The sequence below is a fragment of the Clostridium rectalis genome, from assembly GCF_900626095.1.
Classification (GTDB): domain Bacteria; phylum Bacillota; class Clostridia; order Clostridiales; family Clostridiaceae; genus Clostridium_AS; species Clostridium_AS rectalis.
The window spans coordinates 494,961-519,647 of sequence record NZ_UYZZ01000002.1 but is presented as its reverse complement, the minus strand read 5'-3'; the positions used below and the strand labels follow the sequence as shown (position 1 = coordinate 519,647).

Annotated in this window: 23 protein-coding genes and 10 tRNA genes; 30 read left to right on the top strand and 3 right to left on the bottom strand. The window is 29.0% G+C overall.

The features are described 5' to 3' along the window. Positions 1-43 precede the first annotated feature (43 nt). From EJL03_RS05155 to gatB, 13 genes are all read left to right on the top strand, one after another. The gene (locus tag EJL03_RS05155; protein WP_125152884.1) at positions 44-2,047 is read left to right on the top strand and encodes a triple tyrosine motif-containing protein; all 2,004 of its coding nucleotides are present in this window, start codon (positions 44-46) and stop codon (positions 2,045-2,047) included. 68 nt (positions 2,048-2,115) lie between these two features. Further along, entirely contained in the window at positions 2,116-2,772 is a 657-nt protein-coding gene (locus tag EJL03_RS05150; RefSeq protein WP_125152883.1) for a lytic transglycosylase domain-containing protein, read from the top strand. Positions 2,773-2,875: 103 nt separating this feature from the next. Next, the gene (locus tag EJL03_RS05145) at positions 2,876-3,592 is read left to right on the top strand and encodes a pseudouridine synthase (RefSeq protein ID WP_125152882.1); all 717 of its coding nucleotides are present in this window, start codon (positions 2,876-2,878) and stop codon (positions 3,590-3,592) included. 314 nt (positions 3,593-3,906) lie between these two features. Continuing rightward, complete coding sequence (locus tag EJL03_RS05140; RefSeq protein ID WP_125152881.1) at positions 3,907-4,212, top strand: YerC/YecD family TrpR-related protein; 306 nt, start codon at positions 3,907-3,909, stop codon at positions 4,210-4,212. A gap of 196 nt (positions 4,213-4,408) precedes the next feature. Continuing rightward, complete coding sequence (locus tag EJL03_RS05135; protein ID WP_125152880.1) at positions 4,409-5,719, top strand: amidohydrolase; 1,311 nt, start codon at positions 4,409-4,411, stop codon at positions 5,717-5,719. 183 nt (positions 5,720-5,902) lie between these two features. Then, the gene (locus EJL03_RS05125) at positions 5,903-6,244 is read left to right on the top strand and encodes an AbgT family transporter (protein WP_243108648.1); all 342 of its coding nucleotides are present in this window, start codon (positions 5,903-5,905) and stop codon (positions 6,242-6,244) included. 40 nt (positions 6,245-6,284) lie between these two features. Continuing rightward, a complete protein-coding gene (locus EJL03_RS05120; RefSeq protein ID WP_125152878.1) occupies positions 6,285-7,469 on the top strand; it encodes a M20 metallopeptidase family protein in 1,185 nt (394 codons plus the stop codon). A 153-nt stretch (positions 7,470-7,622) separates the two neighbouring features. Further along, entirely contained in the window at positions 7,623-9,854 is a 2,232-nt protein-coding gene (gene pcrA / locus EJL03_RS05115) for a DNA helicase PcrA (RefSeq protein WP_125152877.1), read from the top strand. A 12-nt stretch (positions 9,855-9,866) separates the two neighbouring features. Beyond that, on the top strand, positions 9,867-11,870 hold the full coding sequence (ligA, locus tag EJL03_RS05110; protein WP_125152876.1) for an NAD-dependent DNA ligase LigA: 2,004 nt from the start codon (positions 9,867-9,869) through the stop codon (positions 11,868-11,870). 30 nt (positions 11,871-11,900) lie between these two features. Next, a complete protein-coding gene (locus tag EJL03_RS05105) occupies positions 11,901-12,170 on the top strand; it encodes a hypothetical protein (protein WP_125152875.1) in 270 nt (89 codons plus the stop codon). A gap of 205 nt (positions 12,171-12,375) precedes the next feature. Further along, on the top strand, positions 12,376-12,666 hold the full coding sequence (gene gatC, locus EJL03_RS05100) for an Asp-tRNA(Asn)/Glu-tRNA(Gln) amidotransferase subunit GatC (protein WP_125152874.1): 291 nt from the start codon (positions 12,376-12,378) through the stop codon (positions 12,664-12,666). A 35-nt stretch (positions 12,667-12,701) separates the two neighbouring features. Further along, entirely contained in the window at positions 12,702-14,159 is a 1,458-nt protein-coding gene (gatA, locus tag EJL03_RS05095; RefSeq protein ID WP_125152873.1) for an Asp-tRNA(Asn)/Glu-tRNA(Gln) amidotransferase subunit GatA, read from the top strand. A gap of 27 nt (positions 14,160-14,186) precedes the next feature. Next, positions 14,187-15,617: an Asp-tRNA(Asn)/Glu-tRNA(Gln) amidotransferase subunit GatB gene (gene gatB / locus EJL03_RS05090; RefSeq protein WP_125152872.1), complete on the top strand. Its 1,431-nt coding sequence runs from the start codon at positions 14,187-14,189 to the stop codon at positions 15,615-15,617. A gap of 57 nt (positions 15,618-15,674) precedes the next feature. On the opposite strand, the gene EJL03_RS05085 is transcribed toward gatB, so the two are convergent. Continuing rightward, positions 15,675-15,884, bottom strand: a complete 210-nt coding sequence (locus tag EJL03_RS05085; protein WP_125152871.1) for a hypothetical protein — start codon at positions 15,882-15,884, stop codon at positions 15,675-15,677. 143 nt (positions 15,885-16,027) lie between these two features. Here EJL03_RS05085 and EJL03_RS05080 point away from each other — a divergent pair, with 143 nt between their 5' ends. Then, positions 16,028-16,507, top strand: coding sequence for a hypothetical protein (locus tag EJL03_RS05080; protein WP_125152870.1), 480 nt, complete (start codon positions 16,028-16,030; stop codon positions 16,505-16,507). An 88-nt stretch (positions 16,508-16,595) separates the two neighbouring features. Beyond that, on the top strand, positions 16,596-18,107 hold the full coding sequence (locus EJL03_RS05075) for an ABC transporter substrate-binding protein (protein WP_125152869.1): 1,512 nt from the start codon (positions 16,596-16,598) through the stop codon (positions 18,105-18,107). A gap of 12 nt (positions 18,108-18,119) precedes the next feature. Here EJL03_RS05075 and EJL03_RS05070 read toward each other — a convergent pair whose 3' ends face one another. After that, positions 18,120-18,275, bottom strand: coding sequence for a hydroxymyristoyl-ACP dehydratase (locus EJL03_RS05070; protein ID WP_125152868.1), 156 nt, complete (start codon positions 18,273-18,275; stop codon positions 18,120-18,122). A gap of 102 nt (positions 18,276-18,377) precedes the next feature. Beyond that, positions 18,378-19,766 (bottom strand): hypothetical protein, encoded by a 1,389-nt coding sequence (locus EJL03_RS05065; protein WP_125152867.1) that lies wholly within the window; start codon positions 19,764-19,766, stop codon positions 18,378-18,380. A gap of 242 nt (positions 19,767-20,008) precedes the next feature. On the opposite strand from EJL03_RS05065, the gene EJL03_RS05060 reads away from it, so the two are divergent. The 15 genes from EJL03_RS05060 to EJL03_RS04995 all read left to right on the top strand — a co-directional run bounded on the left by EJL03_RS05060 (position 20,009) and on the right by EJL03_RS04995 (position 24,592). Next, on the top strand, positions 20,009-20,620 hold the full coding sequence (locus tag EJL03_RS05060; protein ID WP_243108654.1) for an XTP/dITP diphosphatase: 612 nt from the start codon (positions 20,009-20,011) through the stop codon (positions 20,618-20,620). Between the two features lie 2 nt (positions 20,621-20,622). Then, positions 20,623-21,096 (top strand): metallophosphoesterase family protein, encoded by a 474-nt coding sequence (locus EJL03_RS05055; protein ID WP_125152865.1) that lies wholly within the window; start codon positions 20,623-20,625, stop codon positions 21,094-21,096. A gap of 124 nt (positions 21,097-21,220) precedes the next feature. Continuing rightward, positions 21,221-21,296: transfer RNA gene (locus tag EJL03_RS05050), tRNA-Pro, on the top strand. A gap of 17 nt (positions 21,297-21,313) precedes the next feature. Next, positions 21,314-21,387 (top strand) — tRNA-Gly (locus tag EJL03_RS05045). A 6-nt stretch (positions 21,388-21,393) separates the two neighbouring features. After that, positions 21,394-21,492 (top strand) — tRNA-Arg (locus EJL03_RS05040). 4 nt (positions 21,493-21,496) lie between these two features. Further along, positions 21,497-21,572, top strand: a tRNA-His gene (locus EJL03_RS05035). A gap of 5 nt (positions 21,573-21,577) precedes the next feature. Next, positions 21,578-21,652: transfer RNA gene (locus tag EJL03_RS05030), tRNA-Gln, on the top strand. 3 nt (positions 21,653-21,655) lie between these two features. After that, a tRNA-Lys gene (locus EJL03_RS05025) sits at positions 21,656-21,731 on the top strand. Between the two features lie 30 nt (positions 21,732-21,761). Continuing rightward, positions 21,762-21,845, top strand: a tRNA-Leu gene (locus EJL03_RS05020). 11 nt (positions 21,846-21,856) lie between these two features. Then, positions 21,857-21,931, top strand: a tRNA-Gly gene (locus tag EJL03_RS05015). Positions 21,932-21,937: 6 nt separating this feature from the next. Further along, a tRNA-Gly gene (locus EJL03_RS05010) sits at positions 21,938-22,011 on the top strand. A 19-nt stretch (positions 22,012-22,030) separates the two neighbouring features. Beyond that, a tRNA-Arg gene (locus EJL03_RS05005) sits at positions 22,031-22,107 on the top strand. A gap of 219 nt (positions 22,108-22,326) precedes the next feature. Beyond that, a complete protein-coding gene (locus EJL03_RS15975; protein ID WP_164509001.1) occupies positions 22,327-22,464 on the top strand; it encodes a hypothetical protein in 138 nt (45 codons plus the stop codon). 108 nt (positions 22,465-22,572) lie between these two features. Then, positions 22,573-22,761, top strand: a complete 189-nt coding sequence (locus EJL03_RS05000) for a hypothetical protein (protein WP_125152864.1) — start codon at positions 22,573-22,575, stop codon at positions 22,759-22,761. A 565-nt stretch (positions 22,762-23,326) separates the two neighbouring features. Then, complete coding sequence (locus tag EJL03_RS04995; RefSeq protein ID WP_125152863.1) at positions 23,327-24,592, top strand: dicarboxylate/amino acid:cation symporter; 1,266 nt, start codon at positions 23,327-23,329, stop codon at positions 24,590-24,592. Positions 24,593-24,687: the final 95 nt, after the last annotated feature.

The following is a 24,687-nucleotide window of genomic DNA, read 5'->3' as shown; positions in this document are numbered from 1 at the left end:
ATAGTATTTAATTATAGAATACCATAAAGGGGAGGCGAAGTTTATGGATGAAATTAGTATAATATTTAGCATAGAAAGTCCTCAACAAAAAGAAAAAGAAATTAACATAAAATTAGATAATAATTTAGGGAAAAGCCTTTTATATAAATTTTTTATAGGCTGCAATGGAGTATGGGAAACATTACGAGAATTTGGTAGTAGTGATGAGGTAAGATGGGTTCCTAAAAAGGATGGTAAATATACTATAATGGTACAAGCAAAAGAAGAAAATAGTAAAAAGTGCTTTGATTATGTGGCAAGAAAGGATTTTATAATTGGTAAATCAGAAGAAAGGTTAATAAATAAAATTGAAGTGAATAAAAAAATTGCTATGGTAGGAGAGAAGGTTTTAGTTACTGTAAATTCTAATAAAGTGCCACTTATGTATAGATATTGGATTAAAGAAGATTCATGCTGGAATATAATAAAAGATTATTCATCAGATAATATATTAAGTTGGAGTTTAAAAAAGCCTGGTGAAATTGAGATCTTAGTTGAGTGTAAAAATGTATATTCAAAAAATAGTTACGATGATTTTAAAAAAGTAAAGTTAAATGTTCTTCCCTTAAATAAAGTGGAGATAAGGGATTTTAAATGTTTATCTAAGGAACTATTGTCAGGTGAAGAAATAATATTTCAAATTGATGCAAGTAGCAGTGATAATAGAACGGTGTTGTATAGATTTGTAAAAATAAAAGGTGATGGAACTTGTAGTTGTATTCAAGATTATTCAACTAAAAGGATAGTAAATTACATAGAAAAGGAATCTGGGGATTACAAGTTATTGTGTGAAGTAAAGGATATGTATTCTCAAAATAAATATGATGATAGGGCTATTATAAACTTTTTTGTTAAGAAGTATAAGGAGGTAAAAATTGAAAGTTTCACTACAGATAAGATATCTCCTCAGATATGTGAATCTAAAATATTACTTAAATCAGTAGTATCAGGCGGTAAGAGTCTATTATATAGATATATAATTGATGGTAATTATGGAGATGATTCTGGATATATAAGACAAGATAATTATTATTGGGATACAAAAATGCCTGGTGAATATAAAATAACCCTTTGGACTAAGGATGCATCTTCTGATAAGAATTACGAGGACAAAAAAGAGTTTTATTTTACTATAGACGATAAGAGTAGTGAACCTATTGTAATAGACAAAGTTTCAATGGATAAAGGCAATAAAATTTTAAAAGATGATACCGTAATAATAAAGGTAAAGGCATCAGGAACAACTTCAATAAGATTTAGTTTTATAATAAGAAAGAACGGAAAGGAAAAAGAAGTAATTGATTATGGAAGTTGTAATTGGATTAAGTTTACTCCCGAAGAAGAAGGAAAATTTGAAATTGAGATTAGAGTAAAGGATAAGTTTTCTAGTAGACCGTTTGATAGTCATTCTACTGTATATATAGAGTCTTATGAGTATTTCCCAGCCCGAATAGATTATATCTTATATCCTATAAAAGAGTTTTTTTTATGTGGAGATAAAATATTAGTACATGCTATAACCACAAATACTAAAAATACTTTATTAAAATATGTGATTAAAATAAATGGGTATAAGGCAGAGGAAAGCAACTTTGTTAAAAGTAACAAGTTTGTATTTACACCCAAATGTAAGGGTATATATAATTTAGAAATATATGCTAAGAATATTAACAGTAGCAAAGAATTTGATAATAAAAGGGAGATAAAATTTAAAGTTAATGATGCATTACCAGTAACTAATACAAAAATTAAGTGTGATAAAAAACATATGCCGTATAATGAATCTATTACTTTTTCAGTAGAAAATAGTGGTGGAAAGGATAATCTTTATGAATTTTATATAATGGAAAATGATAATTGGATTAAAGTTCAGAATTATAGTAAGAAAAACTATTATAGTTTCATACCCTTTTTAAAAGGAAAATACAAGGTGTTAGCATTGTGTAAAAATGAATATAGAAACTGTGCGTATGAGGATTATGATATTTACGAATTTAATGTAGATTAATAATTAAAGAAATATTTCATATAAACGATAGGATTTAATAGGGTATAATATTTTATGGTGGTGAAATTATGAAGGTTGATGATGATAAAAGAGTTGAACAATTATTACAATTTAAAATGATGACACAGGTGCTAAAATCTACTTTTAAAGATTCAGACTCCTTTGCTTTAGTTTTAGAAAGCTTAACACAGGCCATGACAGATAAAAATGGTAGTATAGATATGAAAAAGCTTGGAATTAGTCAAAAGGATTTATTTGATTTAGGACATGGAGGAAAGGAAAGACTAACTTCTGCTGTAAATCAAATATCATCTAAAATAAATAGTGGGAATTTAACAATTGATGAATTAGTGGAAAAAGCTTCTAAAAAATACTGTATAGATAAGGAGTTATTATTTGCAGTTATAAAACAGGAATCGGATTTTGATCCTAATTGTACTTCATATATGGGAGCTATGGGTCTTATGCAACTTATGCCAGAAACGGCAAGTGATTTAGGTATAAACAATCCTTATAATATAGAGGAGAATATAGATGGTGGAGCAAAGCATTTAAGAGGGTATTTAAATATGTATGGTAATTGTAAGGAGTTAGCTTTAGCGGCATATAATGCTGGACCAGGAACCTTACAAAATAGAGGGGTAAAAAATGTAGAAGCAATAAACAGATTACCTTATGAAACTAGAGATTATGTAAAAAAAGTAATGAAATATTATGGGAAATAAATAAAACAGTCCTTTGACTGTTTTTTTTAGTGGATTTGGATAGCATATAAATGGTATATTTAAATTAATTTCGAAAATTTTATATTTATGGAGGTATTAAGTAGTGGAAAGATTAGATAAAATATTAGCTAATTTAGGATATGGAACAAGAAAAGAAGTTAAATCAATGATTAAAAAAGGGTTTGTACAGGTGGAGGGAGAGTGTGTTGTAGATTCTGGATTAAATATAGATCCACAAAAAAGTGAAATAAAAGTGAATGGAGAAATAGTTGTATATAGGAAATTTATCTATCTTATGATGAATAAGCCTGCAGGAGTAGTGTCAGCTACATTCGATAATTATGATGAAACTGTAATAGATTTAATAGAACCAGAATATCAAATATTTAACCCATTTCCTGTAGGAAGACTGGATAAAGATACAGTTGGATTACTTTTACTTACAAATGATGGAGAGTTAAATCATAGACTAATTTCTCCAAAATGGCATGTTGACAAAGTCTATTATGCGGAGATAAATAAACCTGTAGGGGTAAAAGATGTAGAGGCATTTGAGAAGGGAATAAAGTTAGATGATGACTATAAATGCTTACCTGCAAAGCTTGAAGTAATTAAATCTGATGAAAATGGTGCTGAAGTTTATGTTACAATCCAAGAGGGGAAATTCCATCAAGTTAAAAGGATGTTTGAGGCTGTATATAAAAATGTAGTTTATTTAAAAAGGATTAAATTTGGAGAAGTAGATTTAGATAATAGCTTAGAAGAAGGCGAATATAGAGAACTTACACAAGGAGAGTTAGATGATTTAAAAAGAGTATAAATTAAATATTAAAAAGTGTAAAATTAATAAATAGTGAATAATTTCAAGCATTTTAATAAAAACTTTACAATTTATTTTGCAAGAACTACTTGAATTATATGTATATATTTTATATAATTATATTGCAAGAATAAATAAAAGAATGAATAGCCCCCTTTTATTTATTAAACAACCCACGCCCCAATGGGTTGTTTTGCTTTTTTGAAAATAATTTTTCATGTAAATTAAAAACTATATGGAATAATAGTTTCAATAATGATAGAATTTAAATATAGCTTATTATTTGTAACTATAATTAAAGGGAGCTGAAGTATATGGGAGAGTACAGGTCTAAAGTCCAAAATGATGAAATGGATTTTTTATGTGATGCAATATTAACATTGAAAACAAAGGAAGAATGTTATAGATTTTTTGATGATATTTGTACTATAAATGAGATACAAGCTTTATCACAGCGAATGCAGGTGGCAAAAATGCTAAATGAAAAAAGAACATATCAGGATATATGTAGTATAACTGGTGCAAGTACGGCTACTATAAGTAGGGTAAATAGATGTCTGAATTATGGAAGTGAAGGGTATAATTTAGTATTAAAAAGACTAGAGGGAAATAATAAGTAAAAGTAATAATAATTTTATTATTGAGTATAAATAAAGTAAACGATTTAAATGGATTGATATTATAATATCAATCCATTTTTTATATAATATCAAAATAAATGGATATTAATATTTAAGTAGCATTATTTTAAAGGAGTTGGATGTAGGGTAGCGAAGTGAGTAATTAAATAATATAAAAATTTAAGGAAGGAATGCTATGAATAATCTTATTGACAAAGTGGTAAATCAATATAAAAAGGAGCTTGTAAATATACGAAGGGATTTTCATAAAAATGCTGAAGTTGGATGGGAAGAGTTTAGAACCGCTTCTAAGATAGCAGAATATTTGGAATCAATAGGACTAAATATAAAGTTGGGGGAGCATATATTTAATAATGAGTATATGCTAGGATTACCATCAAAAGTAGAGTTAGAAAAAAGCAAAAAAAGAGCTATTAATCAAGGTGGAATAAAAAAATATATAGATAAAATGGGGATGGCATATACTGGAGTTGTTGGGATATTGGATACTAAACGACCAGGACCTACAATAGCATTTAGATTTGATATTGATGCAAATGAAATGGAAGAGGGTACTAGTAAAGAGCATAGACCCTTTAGTGAAGGATTTGCATCAATAAATAAAGGGGCTATGCATGCATGCGGTCATGATGGACATGCAGCTATAGGTATGGTATTAGCAAAAGTACTAAAGGAAGTTGAAAATAAGTTAATTGGGAGGATAAAATTTATATTTCAACCTGCGGAAGAAGGCGTTAGAGGGGCTTTAGCTATGGTTAACAGAGGGATTTTAGATGATGTTGATTACTTTCTATGTGGTCATATAGGATTTTCTGCAACTAAAATAGGACAAATTGTATGTAATACATATGGTTTTATGGCTACTACTAAAATAGATATTGAGTTTGAAGGCAAAAGCTCCCATGCTGGTGCATGTCCTCAAAAAGGTAATAATGCATTATTAGCTGCGGCTACAGCTGCATTAAATCTGCATACATTATGTCAACATGAGGAAGGAATGGCTAGAATAAATGTAGGAGTTTTAAATGCGGGGACTGGAAGAAATATAATACCTTCTAAGGCGAAGGTTAAACTGGAAACAAGAGGAGAAAATAATGAAATAAATGACTATATAAATAAAAGAACTATAGATATAATAAAGGGTTCTTCATTGATGCACAATGTTTTATATAAAGTTAATATAGTAGGAAAATCAACAGATGGAAAAAGTGACAGAGAATTATCGTGTAGAGTTAAAGAGGTATGTAAAAATATACATGAAATTAATGAGATAATAGCTCATTCAAAACTAAATGGATCCGAGGATGCTACCTATATGATGAATAGAGTGCAGCAGAAAGGAGGTAAGGCAGCATATCTTATTTTTGGTACTGAAAAATCTGCAGAGCATCATAATAGTTTATTCGATTTTAATGAAAAGGTTTTAGAAATTGCAGTTAAGGTTTTTGCAAATATTGCTATGAAGATCAATAGAGGAGGTGATTAAGACTTAGTATACCTATAAATTCGTTTTTATATTGGGGTGATAAAATGAATAATGAAAAAAAAGTTTTAAACAAAAAAAAAATCCGGGGGCTTTTTAGAATGGGTTAAAAGAGTGGGAAATAAAATTCCTCATCGATTCGTGTTATTTTTGTGGTTAATATTAATTGTTTAGGTTGAATCTTTAGTGTGCTCAATTATAGGGATAAGTGTAAAAAATCCAGTTCATAGCAAAATGATGGAAGTTAAAAATTTATTATCTACTGAGGGTTTGGCACTTTTTGTCTGCATCTACATTTTTACTAGCTATAGTAGGATAGGAGTTTGTACAACTAATATAATTTCACCGTTATTTCCCTACTTTCCTATTATACTTGGTTTTGCCAACCAATATGATGAAGATGCAGGGGTAGGTACTATATTATCTCTTATGATACCATATAGTTTGATAATGTTAGGGGTTTGGATAGTATTTTCAATGATATGGTTTAGAAGTGGATTCCCACTAGGTCCAGGGGCAACTATTTAGATAAAGAAATAATAATATATTAAAATTTTGGGGAAATAGTATGGGTATAAAAATTGATGAATTAGTGAATAGTTATATAGATGATATTATAAAGATAAGAAGAGATATTCATAATAATCCGGAGCTAGGAATGAATGAAGTTAGAACATCTGAAGTTGTAGAAAAAAATTTACAGGGGCTCGGATTAGATATTAAAACTGGAATAGGAAACACGGGAGTAGTGGCAGTATTAAGTGGTAAAAATAGTGGAAAAACCTTATTGTTAAGAGCAGATATGGATGCACTGCCTTTAAATGAAGTTACAGATATTCCTTTTAAATCTAGAAATGCTGGAATAATGCATGCATGTGGACATGATGTTCATACAGCTGTTTTAATAGGAACAGCAAAAGTTTTATCAAGATTAAGAGAGCATATTAATGGTAATATAAAATTTGTTTTTCAACCTGCAGAGGAATGCAATCCTACAGGTGGGGCTACTTATATGATAAAAGATGGAGTATTGGAAAATCCAAAGGTTGACGCCGCATTAGCACTACATGTTTGGGATTTACCATTAGGGAAAATAGCTATAAAACCTGGGGTTATAATGGCTCAGTCAGATAGAATTTTTATAAAAATAAAGGGGAAAAGCTCTCATGGATCGGCTCCTCATCAAGGTGCAGATGCCATAATAGCGGCAGCACATGTATTAACAGCGTTGCAAACCATAGTTAGTAGAAATATAAACCCTTTAGATAGTGCTGCTATTAGTATCGGAGTTATAAATGGTGGATATAGATACAATGTTATAGCTGATGAAGTCAATTTAGAAGGAACTGTTAGAACCTTTTCAAATATTACAGCTGGAAAAATTCCACATAAAATAAAAGAAATTGTTAATAATGTTTGCTTGGCTCTAGGATGTATTTCTGAATTTAAATATGTTAATGGATATCCATTAACATATAATGATGAAAAATTAACCTATAATGTTATTAATTCATTAGAAGGTTTTATGGGGAAAAATAATGTAATAATAGCAGAGAAACCTGCTACGGCAGCGGAGGATTTTGCATTTTTTAATAAACATGTACCATGTGCTTTTATGTGGCTAGGATGTAAATCGGAAATTAATAAAAATTGTTGTGTTATTCATAACCCTAATTTCATATGTGATGAAAGATCTATAGCTGTTGGAATAAGAGCTATGTGCCATGCAGCATTAGGTTATTTAAATGGCTAAATTTTTAGGATTAGCTTATTTTAAATATAAGCTAATCCTTTTATTTATACAAAAATGAAATTTAAGATGATTAAAGGATTATTAAAATGTTATAATATAAAACAGTTAGTCAAATAGCATATGATGATTAGTATAAACAGGGAGTGAAAATATATGGATATAAAAAAATTATTAAATAAGGAGCAGTATGAAGCTGCAACTACGGTGGAGGGTCCTCTTCTTATTTTAGCAGGAGCGGGATCAGGGAAGACAAGGGTTCTTACTTATAGAATAGCTAATCTAATAGAAAATTTAGGGGTATATCCTTCACAGATATTGGCTATAACATTTACAAATAAAGCTGCTAAGGAAATGAGAGAAAGAGTAAAAAATATAGTTGGCAACGAAGCAGATAATATGTGGATATCTACTTTCCATTCTTCCTGTGTAAGAATATTAAGAAGAGAAATAGATAAACTTGGATATAATAAAAATTTTGCTATATATGATAGTTATGATCAAAAGACTTTGATAAAACAATGTATGAAGGAACTTAATATAAATGAAAAGGATATAGAAGATAGAGAAATTTTAAATAAAATAGGTTCTCAAAAGGATAATTTTATATCTGCAGATGAATTTAAAAAGGAAAGTGAAAGTAATTATAGGATGAATAAAATTGCAGATGCATATGTTTTATATCAGAAAAAATTAAAAAGTAATAATGCCTTAGATTTTGATGATTTAATATATAAAACTGTAGAACTATTTAAGAAAAATCCTGAGGTTTTAGAATTTTATCAAAGAAAATTCAAATATATAATGATAGATGAATATCAAGATACAAATAAGTGTCAGTATGAATTGGCTAGACTTTTATCAGCATCACACAAAAATATATGTGTGGTTGGAGATGATGATCAATGCATATATGCATGGAGAGGTGCAGATATTAAAAATATATTAGATTTTGAAAAAGATTATCCTAATGCAAAAATAATAAAATTAGAGGAAAATTATAGGTCAAAAGCTAATATATTAAATGCGGCTAATAATGTTATAAAAAATAATTGTAATAGAAAAAATAAGGTTCTTAGAACAAGCAATAGTGAAGGGGAAAAAATAAAAATATATAGATCATATTCTGATATGCAAGAAGCTCAGTTTGTAGCCAATACGATAAAAAAGATAAAGGAAGATGAAAATAGAAATTATAGGGATTTTTCAATTTTATATAGAACTAATGCACAATCTCGTATTTTTGAAGAAATATTTATGAGAAGTAATATTCCATATAAAATAGTTGGAGGATTGAAATTCTACGATAGGAAAGAGATAAAGGATATAATGGCATACTTAAAGCTTATAAATAATCCTCTTGATGATATAAGTTTAAAAAGAGTAATAAATGTACCCAAAAGAGGAATAGGTGATGCTACAGTAGAAAAAGTACAAGATTTTTCTAATTCTATGGAAGAGTGTATGTATAGTGCATTGTTAGATATTGATAATATAGGCTTATCAACAAGAGCAACTTCATCTATTAATAAATTTGTTAGTTTAATAAACAGTTTTATAAGAACTAAGGATGATATAGGTGTATCAAAGTTAATAGAAGAAATTTTGCAGTCAACAGGATATATAGATGAATTACAAAAATCAAAAAATGTAGAAGATTTAAGTAGATTAGAGAATTTAAAAGAGTTAGTTTCTGCAGCAGTAGATTTTGAATCTTCATCAGAAGATAAAAGTCTTGCGGCTTTTTTAGAACAGGTTACGTTGGTTTCAGATATAGACAATTATGATGAGGATGCAGATGCTGTTGTACTAATGACTGTACATAGTGCTAAAGGACTTGAGTTCCCAGTGGTATTTATGGTTGGTATGGAGAATGGAATATTTCCTGGAACTCAATCACTTAATAATTTTGATGAAATGGAGGAGTCTAGAAGGTTGTGTTATGTAGGTATAACTAGAGCCAAGGAAAAACTTTATATGACTTCTGCAGAAAGTAGAAGAATTTTCGGTAGAACAGTGGCATATGCTCAGTCTGATTTTATACAAGAGATATCATCAGATTTAAAAGAGTTTTTAAACGGGGTTAGAAAAAATTCAACTATTAATAATTTTAATTATGGTAATAACGTATATAATAGTAGAGCGAATAATATTGTTAATGATGGTTCTATATCTAGTTCTATTTCAAGTAACACCAGTACCAAACAAAAGACTAGGTTAACAGCTAAAGAAGCTAGACCAGGAAATAAGGTTAGACATAGTAAGTTTGGGATAGGGACTATAGTTAGTGCAGTGCAAAATGGAAATGATATAAAACTAACAGTAGCCTTTGATAGTATGGGAGTAAAAATACTAATGCTTGGTGTTGCACCTTTAGAAGCGGTTTAAGGAGGGCTTGAGTTGGAACAAGATAAGAACAAAAGAATACACGAACTAGTAGAAGAATTAAATAAATATGCTTATGAATACTATGTTTTAGATAATCCAACAGTATCAGATAAGGAATATGATAAAAAGTATGATGAATTGGTTAAATTAGAAAAAGAGACGGGAATAATTCTTCTATATTCACCTACTCAAAGAGTGGGTGATAATGTAATGGCAGAATTCCAAAAGTATGTTCATAAGGGGAAACTATGGAGTCTAGATAAGGCTCAAGATATTGAAACTTTGAAAGAATGGCATAATAGAAATTTAAAATTTGTGAAACAATATAATTTAGAACATGAAGATAAGCTTCCAGATATTACTTATGTTATTACTAAAAAATTTGACGGTCTAACTATTAATTGTACTTATGATAATGAAGGAATATTAGTTAAGGGAGCTACAAGAGGTACTGGGGTGGTAGGAGAGGATATAACCGCTCAAGTAAAAACAATAAAGTCTTTGCCTTTGAGAATAAAGAATCACAGCCTTATAGAAGTGCATGGTGAGGCTATAATGACTAAAAGGGCATTTGAAGAATATAACAAAGTTTCCCAAATACCCCTTAAAAATCTAAGAAATGGCGCGGCAGGAGCCCTTAGAAATCTAAATTTAAGAGAAACTGCCAAAAGAAATCTTTCAGCGTTTTTTTATGACGTAGGATATAGCGATAAAATAGTATTTAATACTTACATAGAAATGATGGATTTTATAAAAAGCATGGGATTACCTGTAGACCCATATATTAAAAAGTGTAATACTATTGAAGATATTACAAAAGAAATTTATAATATAGACAGTGTTAGGGAAGATTTAGAATATGATATAGATGGATTAGTTATAGTTATAAATGATATAAGAACAAGAGAACTTTTAGGTTATACAGTTAAGTTCCCTAAATGGGCAATTGCATACAAATTCGAGGCCCAGGAAACCACAACAACTCTTTTAGACATAGAATGGAATGTAGGTAGAAGTGGAAGGGTTACCCCAACAGCTATTTTACAACCAGTTGAATTGGCAGGAGCCACCGTAAAAAGAGCTACTTTAAATAATTTAGATGACATTAATAGAAAAGGGGTTAAAAAGGGCTGTGAGGTTTTTATTAGAAGATCTAATGATGTAATTCCTGAAATAATGGGAGTAGTTGAAAAATCATTAGAAGATAGTGAAGAAATAGAAGCGCCTAGGTATTGTCCTTATTGTGGGAGTGAACTTATACAACAAGGTGTTCATTACTTTTGTGAGAATACATTATCATGTAAGCCGCAAATGGTTAAAAGTATAGTTCATTTTGCCAGTCGTGAGGCTATGAATATAGAGGGGTTTAGTGAAAAGACAGCAGAACAATTTTTCGAAAAATTAAATATAAAGTCCATACCAGATTTATATAGAATAAAAAAGGAACAACTATTAACTTTAGATAAATTCGGAGAAAAAAAGGCGAGTAATATAATAAATGCTATAGAAAATAGCAAAAATCCTGATTTGTCATCATTTATATATGCACTAGGGATACCTAACATTGGTAAAAAAACTGCTAAGGATTTGGCGGAAAATTTTAAAACATTGGAAAATATAAAAAGTGCTAATTATGAAAATTTAATAAATATAAGAGATATTGGGGATATTGTGGCTAGAAGTGTTATAGATTTCTTTAAACAAGAAAAAATAGTGAATAGTATAGAGGAATTATTGGATTTAGGAATAACTCCTATTATGGAAGAAAAAAAAGTAACACAAAATAGTGAATTTATGGATAAAATAATAGTAGTTACAGGTGCATTAGATAATTATAGTAGAAATAGTATTAAAGAAAAAATAGAGTCTTTAGGTGCTAAGGTGTCTAGTAGTGTAAGCAAGAAAACGGATTATGTATTAGTTGGAAAAGAACCGGGCTCTAAATATGATAAAGCATTACAATTGGGAGTAAAGGTTATTAACGAAGAAGAATTTGAGAAACTAATTAACAATTAGTCCAATTACATTAAATTGGAGGAAGAGAAAATGAAAAAAGCAATAAATTTATTAGGATGGTTTTCGGTATTCATTACCACAATGGCTTTAATATTAACAATACTTACCACGTATCAATTCGTATATGTTAAATATTTTAATAGCTATTATACTTTACAATGGTGTATTTTCTTTACTATGAGCGTTTGGTGTATTAAATTTTTAGATTTTAAAAATAATGTAAGGAATAGACTTTACCCTGTTATATGCATGTTATTTGCAGTTTGTGCAGTGTTCTTTATATTTATGAAAGTGTATTAAAAATGTACTTTTAAGATACCAATATTCTATGAATGTTGGTATCTTTTTATGCTACTCTGTTAGTATATAAAAAATAATTTTTATGATACAATATAGTTGTTATTCACAAAATAGTATAACTTTATAAGGAAAGGTTTTGAATTATTTCATTTGTTAATATTTACAAATGTTATATTAATTTATAAGTGGAAAGAGAGGGAATATTATGTCAGTTTCAAGACGAGATGTTGAATATGTAGCTGAATTGGCTAGAATAGAGCTAAAAGAAGAAGAAAAAGAAGAATTAATAGAAGATCTAAATAAGGTATTGGGTTATATGGAAAAGTTAAATGAGTTGGATACAGAAGATATGGATATAATAGTAAATCCATATTATATTGAAAATAAGTTTAGAGAAGATGAAATACAACAATCTATGGAATTGGATAGTGTACTAGAAAATGCCCCTGAAAAGTTAGAAGAGTATGTATTAGTACCACAAATAATAGAAGGTTAATATATAAGTTACATAAAGAGGAGGGAAATTACATAATGGAACTATATAAACTTACAGCTCATGAGCTGAAGGAAAAGATTAATAATAAAGAAGTTAAAGTAGAAGAAGTTGTTAAAAGTTATATAGGTAGAATAGATAAAGTAGATGAAAAATTAGGTGCATTTTTATATACAGGAAAAGAAGAAGCACTAAATATGTCTAAAAAATTAGATGAAAAGGTTGCAAAGGGTGAAGAATTAACTGGGCTGGGTGGAGTGCCAGTATCTATAAAGGATAATATAAGTGTAAAAGGTATGCAGAACACATGCGCATCTCAGATGCTACAAGGATATAAAGCTCCTTTTGACGCTCATGTAATTGAAAAAATTAAAAATGAAAATGGTGTGATTTTGGGTAAACTAAATATGGATGAGTTTGCAATGGGATCATCTACAGAAAATAGTGCTTTTAAAACTACAAGAAATCCATGGGATATAGAAAGAGTGCCAGGGGGATCTTCTGGTGGATCAGCTGTATCAGTTGCGTCTATGGAGACTCCTTTAGCTTTAGGGACTGACACTGGTGGTTCTGTAAGACAGCCAGCTGCTTTATGTGGAATAGTCGGATTAAAACCAACTTATGGGAGAATATCAAGATATGGAGCAGTAGCATTTGGTTCAACATTAGACCAAGTTGGAATCCTTTCAAGAGATGTAGAAGATTGTGCTCTTTTAACACAAAATATAGCAGGGGTAGATAAGAAAGATTTTACAACTGCTAATGTAATTGTACCTGATTATAGCAAATCATTAACTAAAGATATTAGAGGAAAGAAAATAGGAATACCTAAAGAGTTTTTTGGTGAGGGTTTAAGTGAGGATGTACGTAAGGTAATTGATGATGCAATAAAGGTATTAAAAGAAAATGGAGCGGAAATAAAGGAATGTTCACTTCCTTTAACAGATTATGCATTGGCGGCATATTACATAATATCAAGTGCAGAGGCATCTTCAAATTTGGCTAGATTTGATGGTATTAGATATGGACATAGAACAGATAAATATACAGACGCTGTGGATATTTATTTTAAATCAAGAAATGAAGGATTTGGAAAAGAAGTCAAAAGGAGAATAATGCTTGGAACATATGTGTTATCAGCAGGATACTATGATGCTTATTACAAAAAAGCATTAAAAGTTAGAAATCTAATAAAACATGATTATGAACGTATATTTAAAGAATTTGATGCAATAGTATCCCCTACATCACCTACTACAGCTTTTAAAATAGGTGAGAAAATGGATGATGTTTTATCAATGTATTTATCAGATGTGTATACTGTACCTGTAAGTGTGGCAGGATTACCAGCTATGTCTATACCATGTGGAATGGTTAATGGACTTCCTGTGGGATTACAGATTATAGGAGATTATTATAAGGAAGATACATTATTTAACTTAGCATATAGCTTTGAACAATCAACGCAATGGCATAAGATGAAGCCACAGATATAATTTTAAAAAAAGGAGTGGAGAAGACACATGGAATTAGAAGCGGTAATAGGTCTTGAAGTTCATGCTGAACTTTCTACAGAGACTAAGATATATTGTGGATGTACAACAGATTTTGGAGGTAAGCCAAACACACATGTTTGTCCTATTTGTTTGGGATTACCAGGATCTCTTCCACAGTTAAACAAAAAAGTAGTAGAGTATGCTATGAAAGCAGGTCTTGCATTAAATTGTAATATAAATAAATTAAGTAGAATGGATAGAAAAAATTATTTTTATCCTGATTGTCCTAAAAATTATCAGATAACTCAAGATGAAATTCCTCTTTGTAGTGAAGGATATATAGAAATAGAACTTGAAGATGGAGAAAAGAAAAGAATTGGTATTGAAAGAATTCATATAGAAGAAGATGCAGGAAAACTATTACATACTAAAGCAGGTACATTGGTGGATTATAATAGAGCAGGTGTTCCACTTATAGAGATAGTTTCAAAACCTGATATGAGGACGCCAGAGGAGGCTACACTATATCTTCAGAAGTTAAGAAGTATACTAGCTTCTATTGAAGTTTCTGATTGTAAAATGGAAGAAGGATCATTAAGGTGTGATGGTAACATATCAGTAAAACCTAAAAAAAGTGATGTATTTGGTGTTAGAACGGAAATAAAAAATATGAATTCATTTAAGGCCTTAGAAAAAGCTCTTACTTATGAGTTTGGTAGACATGTAGAGGCTGTAAAAAACGGTGAGAATTTGGAACAAGATACTAGAAGATGGGATGAAACAAATGGTGTTACTATAGTTATGAGAAGTAAAGAAAAAGCTAATGACTATAGGTATTTTCCAGAAGGCGATTTAGTAACAATTAATATCTCAGATGAATGGGTAGAAAAAATAAGAGAAACTATTCCAGAACTTCCACATGAAAAAGCGGAAAGGTTTGTAAAGGAATATAAAATACCTAAGTACGATGCAGGTGTATTAACTTTGACAATGGCTATGGCAAATTTCTTTGAGGAGACTGCTAAATTAAGTAAAGATGCTAAAGCCTCATCTAACTGGTTAATGGGAGATATATCTAGATTATTAAATGAAAATGCTACTACTGTTGAAGAGTTAAAGTTTACTCCTGAAAATTTAGCAGAACTTATAAAATTAATTTCCACAGGAACTATTTCAAATAATATAGGGAAAAAAGTTATAGTGGAAATGTTTAATAGTGGAAAAGATCCAAAGGGTATAGTTGAAGAAAAAGGATTAGTTCAGAATAACGATGAAGGAGCCATTTTGGAGGTAGTTAAAAAAGTAATAGAAGGAAATCCTAAATCTATAGAAGATTATAAAAATGGTAAGAAGAGAGCCATTGGATTTTTAGTAGGACTTGTTATGAAAGAAACAAGAGGAAAGGCTAATCCTCAGATAGTGAATAGACTTGTAAATAATGAGATTGCAAAACTTTAAAATAGTAGACCTTTCCTAATTTAAAATAGGAAAGGTCTTTTAATTAAAATGTATTTTTTAATCATCTTGATTAGTAGGCTGTTTTTGTGAATCATTTTGATAAATATTTTGTGATAGTGTATAAATATGTAGATTTAGTTTTTCTAATAGATAATTTTTATATTTTAGCTGATTAAAAATTTGTTTTAGTGTTATAAATGACCATACTGCAATAAAAGTTAAAGTACACATTGTTAAGATAGCAAGTATCTCTATAGCTAGAATCATATAAATTCCCTCCATAAAGTGAAAATTCTTAATAATTATATCATAAAATCCGTTTATAACACAGGGGAATTGAATAAAATATATGTAAAAAAAATATTTTTTTTACATATAATATTGTATAACAATATTTAAGGAGTTTCATAATGTTAAATTTATATAAAAAAATATATTTTAGTGCTAGAAGACAAGAAATTGTTAAGGCAAAATCAATTCTTAAAAGAATAGAAATAGAGGATATATTAAACAATATATCTAAGGTATGTTGGGATAGTGGAATAGAGTATGAAATAATACTTAAAAATTCTCAACAATTGTTTTTAAAAATTATTGGAAAAAGAGAGAGTATATTATTTAAATTTTCGAAGAAAGATATGATTTTTATAGAGGAGTTTGAAAATTTTATTGGTGAACTTTATAAAAATGATATTAATAAAGCTGTATATATAACTACTGGAGTATTTGATATGAACATAAGAAAAAGATGCTCTGTAATGCCTACGTACAGAAAAATAAAACTTATTGATAAATATGATTTTATAAAAGATCAACTAGGTATATATGGTAAAGCTGAGGATGAATTTAAAGTTAACAGATTAAAATTATTTAAATATTTACCGTCATAAATTGAATAAATTAAATTAATATGTTTAATTTTATTTATTAAGGAAATAATTTATATAGTATAACTAATGCGGAATATAGGAGAACATTATGAAGAAATTTATTTCATTCTTTATAATTATATTTTTATTTGTTAATGGATGCGTAGAGAAGAAAGTAAGTAATAATAAAATTAAGAGAGAAAGTAATTCCATTATATATGGAACTATAAAAAATACAACTACTTTAAATATGTTTGATGATAGTCAGCAGAAGGACGAAGAGTTGCAACAGGCATTATTTGATGGATTAGTAAAGAAAGATAGTAGAGGTAATATAATTCCTTCCTTAGCTGAAAAGTTTGAGAATAATAAAGATCATACTGTATATAAATTCAAAATTAGAAATAATGCAAAATGGAGTAATGGAGAAGAGATAACTGCAGAAGATTTTAAAGTTTTTTTTTCTCAAATCATGGCAAAAGATTTTATAAATTCATTTGATTATGAGCTTTTCTGTATATTTGGTTTAGAAAACTACAGAAAAGGTTTAAAGGATTTTAGCAATGTAGCTATAAAGGATTTAGATAAGCATACATTAGAAATTAGACTAAATTATCCGTGTAGTTATTTTTTGGATATTATATCTAATCCTAGATATTCTTTAAGAGATATAAATGATAATTTATACCAATGGGAAAAGAACTTTAAGAATATAAAATTCTCAGGTGCATATAAGATATTACAAATTAATAATAAAAATATAGTATTAAAGAAAAATGATAACTATTGGGGTAAAGCTCAAGTGTATAATGATATTATAGAAGTAACAAAATATAATAATTCAGAGGAACTAATGGCGGCTTTTAAAGCACAAAAAATAGACATATTCAAAGATCCGCTTATTAATGAAATAAGTAGATTAATCAATAACAATGAAATTTACCAACAAGAAATTAACTATACAAAAGCATTAATTTTCAATTCGAAAAGGTCAAACTTGGCAGATTTAAGATTTAAAAAGGATATTAATCAATCTATAGATAGGAAAAAGATTTGTACTGATGTATTAAATAGTACAGCTATACCTATTGAAGTAAAATATAAGGAAGACGCCAAAACAGGATCCCTTGAAAGAAGAGATTATTCAAATAAAAAAATAACATTAATTTATTTAAATAATAGCGAAGATAAACGGGTATGTGAGAAAATAGCTCTAGATTTAAAAAAAATTAAAAACTTTAATGTAGAATTATTAGGTTGTTCAAATGATGAATTTAATAAAAAACTAAATAAAAATAATTATGATATGGCCTTGGTAGAATTAAAAAAAGATAGTAGTAGAGAGTATTATCTTAATAAATATTCTTCTAAAAATCCTTTAAATATATGTAATTTTAGAAGTTTAGAATATGATGCTTTATTATATAAAGCAAAATTAGAAAAGGATAAAAGTAAAAAGGGAAATATTTTAAACAAATGCGAAGAAATTTTAAAAGAAGAATTTCCAGTATTAGAGCTTTACAAAAAAAAGTTATACATAAGCAAAATAAAAGATGTAGATTTGGAAACAAACTACTATGGAGATTTATTGTTAGATAAAATTCGTTTTGAACAACTATAAAACTTCCCTAAATTATAATTTAGGGAAGTTCTTTTGGTGTTCCTTATCTACAAAATAAGCACAATTATGTTCAGGATTTATGTTGTTAGAAAAGTTACTAACAGTTTCAAATGTGCATACACCGTCGATAGAATAAATACAATTCTCAGAGCAATTTATGTTTACCATAATTTATACCTCCTATGCTGAGTTGGTAGAAACCTAGTAAAATGCTTTTAATGATATTAGTATATGCACATAAAAAAAATATATAGTATGAAATTATTTTACTTAATGGTATGAATTGTATAAAAAAATATTTAAGAAGAAAATAAACATATTATTATTACTATAAAATGATGTTTTACCCTGTTTAAATAATTGTTTTTTCTCGCTAAATTTAATATTTTTTATAAAAATAGGAGCTTGCTCAGATGATTCAGGAGTAGGAAGTGACTGAGATTTAAAGAATTCTTCCTCTAATAAATCTTCTGAATTTAATGAGAAATTTCTATATCTTTCTCTATCATTTAAAGGTGGAGCATCTGGCCAGCTTAAAATTATACCCGAATCAATTATTTGTTTTTTAAACACACTAGTTAAAATAGAGCGAGAGTGTATGTCATCTTTGTCTTCTTTACAATGCAATATTACGGATAGTATATATAAAGATAATTCAGTAGCTGAAAATATTAAGTTATCTTTTTCAGAAGGTTTAATATAAATACCTAATTCATCGTTATAAGAGTCTAGTATTTCTGTATAAACTTTATTATAAACATCTCTATACTTTAATATTTTTGTGTTTTCATATAACATAAATAAATCAATATAATATAAACATTTATTTTCTAGATTTCGTTCTCCTAATATATCTAAATTATTAGAGTACTTTTCTATTATTAGTTCTGAAATATCTATCATTAGATTTTTACAGTCTTCATTTTGAGAGTATTTATAAAATATGTTCAACCCCATACATAATTGTAATAATTCATCTAACGGCAATGTATATAATTCATCTCTAAACTGAAGAAACATATTAAGTATATCTAATGAAAAATTTTTATAGTTAGAACTTTCTTTCGAATTATCTTTTAAAGAGCATTTGTAAAAAGCTGACATCATAAATGACTGATTAGAAAATTTGAATTTTTTATTTTTATCTTCTAATTTTAATTCCCCTACTATAGAATCAGAGGAATTTATTTTATCTACGAAAACTCCATCTAGATTTCTCAAGTAAGTAGCATAGAATTGTAATTGTTTTTTTGATAAATTTAAGTAAATATCACTAAAAAAATACTTACTTTTATCCAGTTCTTTAAAGGAAGAATAATAATCACATAACTCTAAAAGTGATAGTGTCATAAATGCATTACTATATACGGTTATTTCTTTTTTGAATTTTTCGTCATTCCAATAAAGCTTATCATTAGTTGTTTTTAATTTTGAGTTAGCTTTTTTGTATACACATAAAATTGGATACATAGATTTTAAAAGATTTACCTCACTATCAGAGTAACTTTTTTGCTTTAATTCCTTTCCAGGAATTGTTAAACCACATTTTGAGTTAAATACTATATGATTTAATGATTCTTTTGAAAAATAGAAAAGTTGACTTTCTATATTTTCCTTATTTAAACTATTAAGTCTTAAAAATGGACCAATATACTTCAAATATAACACCTACTATAAAATTAATCCTTATATAAATAATATGAAATATATATGAAAATAGTACCATATAATTTTTGCTATGGACAAACATTTTACATATTAGTAAAATGAAGAATGATAGCAGAATATATTATTTAGTGTGAAATTTTGAAAAAATAAGATTTCCGTCTAAGATGGTATAATGTAATTTAGTATATAATTTTGTTTTAAAATTTATTTGAGTTATTAAATAGGATGGTGATATTATGAAAAAATTAATTTTAGCTAGTAATAATAAGGATAAGTTAAAGGAAATAAGAGAAATATTAAAGGATATAGATATAGAAATTTTCTCCTTAAAAGATATGAAAATAGATATAGATATAGAGGAAGATGGGATAACATTTATAGATAATGCTTATAAAAAAGCTAAAACTATATTTGATATTTTGAATAATAAAGAAGAATACATGGTTTTAGCTGATGATTCTGGGTTATGTGTAGATGCATTAGGGGGAGAGCCAGGAGTTTATTCAGCTAGATTTGCAGGGGAACATGGTAATAGTAAAAAGAATAATGAAAAGTTATTAAAATTAATGAAAGAAGAGAATAATAGAAGGGCCAAATTTATATGTGCTATGGTACTAGTAATTAGCGATGATACAATTATAAAGGTTCAAGGACAAGTTCAAGGAATAATAGGATATGATAATAAGGGAACTAATGGTTTTGGATATGATCCTTTATTTTATGTTCCAGAGTTAAAAAAAACATTTGGGGAAGTTAATTCTAAAGAGAAAAATTTGATTAGTCATAGAAGTAGAGCATTAAATAAACTAAAAACGGAATTGATTAAATATATACAGGAGGCGTAAAATTGTTAATAGGAGTTGTAAGCGACACACATAGGCATACCTGGATAATGGAAAGGGTTATGGAAAAATTAAAAGGTGTAGATTTATTAATACATTTAGGGGATAATATACAGGATGTAAAAGAGTTTAAAAAAGTTTTTAAAAAGAGAATAATTAATGTGAAAGGTAATTGTGATTATTCCAGTTCAATTCCATCAGATATTTTTGAGGAAATAGAGGGGCAAAATTTTTTTATAACTCATGGACATCATTATGATGTTAAACATAGTTTATCAAGGTTAAAGTACAAAGCATTAGAATTAAATGCAGATATTGTATTATTTGGACATACTCATGTATCACAAATAATATATGAGGAAGGTATATGGTTTATTAATCCAGGTAGCCCTGTATTATCTAGGGATGGGTTTAATAGCGTGGCATTAATAAATATAGATAATAATAAAATAAATGCTAGTATTAAAGCTATTAGGTAAAAAACTTTAAAAAAAACTAAAAAAAATTCGAATTACCTATTGACGGATTTAAAGATATCGTGTAGAATAATTTATGTCGTCAGGAGCTGAAAAAAAAGAGAAACAACTTTCTGGCGAAGTTAATCGGGGTGTGGCGCAGATGGGAGCGCGCGTGGTTTGGGACCATGAGGTCGCAGGTTCAATCCCTGTCACCCCGACCACAAAATTTAAATAATATGCGGGTGTAACTCAATGGTAGAGTGCTAGCCTTCCAAGCTAGTTACGAGGGTTCGATTCCCTTCACCCGCTCCAAAGTATGCGTCTTTAGCTCAGTTGGATAGAGCAACGGCCTTCTAAGCCGTGGGTCNCGGCCTTCTAAGCCGTGGGCCAGGAGTTCGAATCTCTTAAGACGCACCATATGGTGAATGTAGTTCAGTTGGTAGAGCGCCAGATTGTGGTTCTGGTTGTCGAGGGTTCGAGCCCCTTCATTCACCCCATATTTTGGGATGTAGCCAAGTGGTAAGGCACGGGACTTTGACTCCCGCATTCGTAGGTTCGAATCCTGCCATCCCAGCCATATGGTTCACTAGCTCAGTTGGTAGAGCACATGACTTTTAATCATGTTGTCCGGGGTTCGATTCCCCGGTGAGCCACCAATATATTTTTAATTATGTACATGTTTACATGCAGGTGTGGCGGAATTGGCAGACGCACTAGACTTAGGATCTAGCGCCAGTGGCATGGGGGTTCAAGTCCCTTCACCTGCACCATATATAATATTGCGGGAGTGGCTCAGTGGTAGAGCGTCACCTTGCCAAGGTGAACGTCGCGGGTTCGAATCCCGTCTTCCGCTCCAAAGTATGCGGGTGTAACTCAATGGTAGAGTGCTAGCCTTCCAAGCTAGTTACGAGGGTTCGATTCCCTTCACCCGCTCCATTTTTTTTATGCGCTTTAAGCGCCCATAGCTCAGCTGGATAGAGTGACGGACTTCGAATCCGGAGGTCGCAGGTTCGACTCCTGTTGGGCGCACCATAAGAATATATAGGCATTACGCAAGGGTTGATATACAAGGGCTTTGTTAGAAAATTAAGTTTTCTTACAAAGCCTTTTTTTATTCATAAATATTATGATAAATAATAAAATTATATAATATATATTATGTAAAAGTATCCTTGAGATTAAAGATAAAACATATTCTCAAGTGGTTGTTATTATAATGAGTTAAGTAAAATTGGTTTTACAGAAAGCGAAATGTATGATTTATACTTAAAAGAGTCTAATAAATCAGGCATGCGTTTAATGTTACCAAATAAGCTATCTAAAGGTGTAGCTAAAGTTATAGATATGAGTGGTGTTGGTTCGCAATGGATGTTGCAGGATTTATATTAGGAAATGGGGTACTTACTATGACATGGTACTATGGGGAAGATAACTATATGTCTATTGGTTTGACTCCTGGCTAAATAAGTAGTCATAGATGGGTTAGACTCTAAGATTATGAAAGTTTTTAAAATGATTGCACTAGTTTTTTTTATCAATATTTTTACTATATTTAATGAATATACTGTATTTTTTATATGTTTTTGTGGTTCCTGTACATATGTACCAAACATAAGCCAAATAAACTCTTTTGAAAAACTGGTGGATAACTTCTTAGATAAAGAGGATAAAACATTATCTAATTAGGATTTTATAAATTTAGCTTTAATTTTTACTCTAACTATTTTATTTACAGGTTTAATACACATATTTCGAAATAATTTTATAGATACCCTTGATTTAGCTTTTCCCTTTTGGGAACATTGATTATTTTTCAATTTATGTTTTGGCTTAAAATTCCTAGAAGGTTTTTTAACTAATAATATGATATTTATTTTCTATGATGGATTTATTATATAAGAATAAATAATAAAAGAATAAATAATAAAAGAATAAATAATAAAAGAATAGGATAATTTTAATCCATGGGCTAGAAAAGTAGCTCATGGATTTATATATATTTATTAATGATTTATTATAAAAATATGGATATAGACATATTTTTAGTTTCAGTAGGGAAAAACTATAAATAATATGAAATATAATGTCAATACTGCATATTATAAAAAGAAAAATTGCAGTTAGTTGTAAGAGTATTACGAATATTAAACTTTGCATGGATTAATATTTGCAAATTACCTTGAAATTTGTTATTATATACTTTGTTAAATGAAACTTTAAGAAAAAATGATCTTCAGAGGTGAGAAGCGATTTGCATAAGAAAAAAATTTCTATTACAACAAAAATTCTTTTTGCTTTAGTTACTGGTATAGTTTTTGGACTTGTAGCTAATATTTTTTTCCCACAGGCAGCTAATGATGTTTTAAGTAAATGGATACTAAATCCTGTAGGAAATGTTTTTTTAAGGGCTATAAAAATGTTAGTAGTACCTTTAGTATTATTTTCATTAATATGTGGCTCAGCTAGTGTTGGGGATGTTAAAAAGCTTGGAAGAGTTGGTGGGAAAATTTTTATTTTTTATATGTGTACCACGGCTTTTGCTGTTAGTATAGCTTTATTATTAGCCAATGTACTTAAACCAGGAGTTGGGGTAAAGCTACCTGCAGCAACTTCTGTTAAAGCCGCTCAGGCTCCATTTTTGATGGATATTTTTGTTAATATGGTTCCTACTAATCCTATTGAAGCTATGGTTAAAGGGGACATGCTACAAATAATAGTCTTTGCTATAATTTTTGGTACTGCTATGACTTTAATAGGAGAAAAGGTAAAACCTTTATTAAACATAATGAATCAAGTAAATTCTGTTCTTTTAAAAATGATTGGTATAATTATGAATATAGCACCATACGGTGTATTCGCGCTTATATCAGGTGTAGTTATGAATCAAGGGCTAAAAGTTTTAATACCATTATTAAAATATTTTCTTGTATGTCTTCTTGTAATGGCAATTCATGTGTTATTTGTGTATGGGGGAGCATTAAGGCTTATAGGAAAGTTAAATCCTATTAAATTTTTTAAAAAGTTTTGGCCAGTAATGGTTATGGCATTAAGTACTTCAAGTAGTAATGCTACTATTCCACTTAACTTAGAAACATGTGAAAAAAAATTTGGAGCTTCAAAATCAGTAGCTAGTTTTACTATTCCACTGGGAGCCACTATAAATATGGATGGGACAGGCATAATGCAAGGAGTAGCAGCCTTATTTATAGCACAAATTTATGGAACAAATTTATCCATTCAACAGCAAATAATGATAATATTAGTGGCTACATTAGCGTCTATTGGAACGGCTGGTGTACCTAGTGCAGGAGTTGTTATGCTATCAATGGTATTGCAACAAGTAGGATTACCGTTAGAAGGAGTAGCATTAGTATTGAGTATAGACAGACTAGTAGATATGGCAAGAACTACTGTAAATATAACTGGAGATGCGGTGGGAACGCTCATCGTAGCTAATTCTGAGGGAGAAGTAGATTTAGATATATATTATGATAGAGTAAAAAATAGTGCGGCATAAATATATATAATTAATAAAAATATCCCATGGTTTAATTGCCATGGAATATTTTTTTTATATTATATAAAATAATAAATAAGTGTTGATTTTTATAA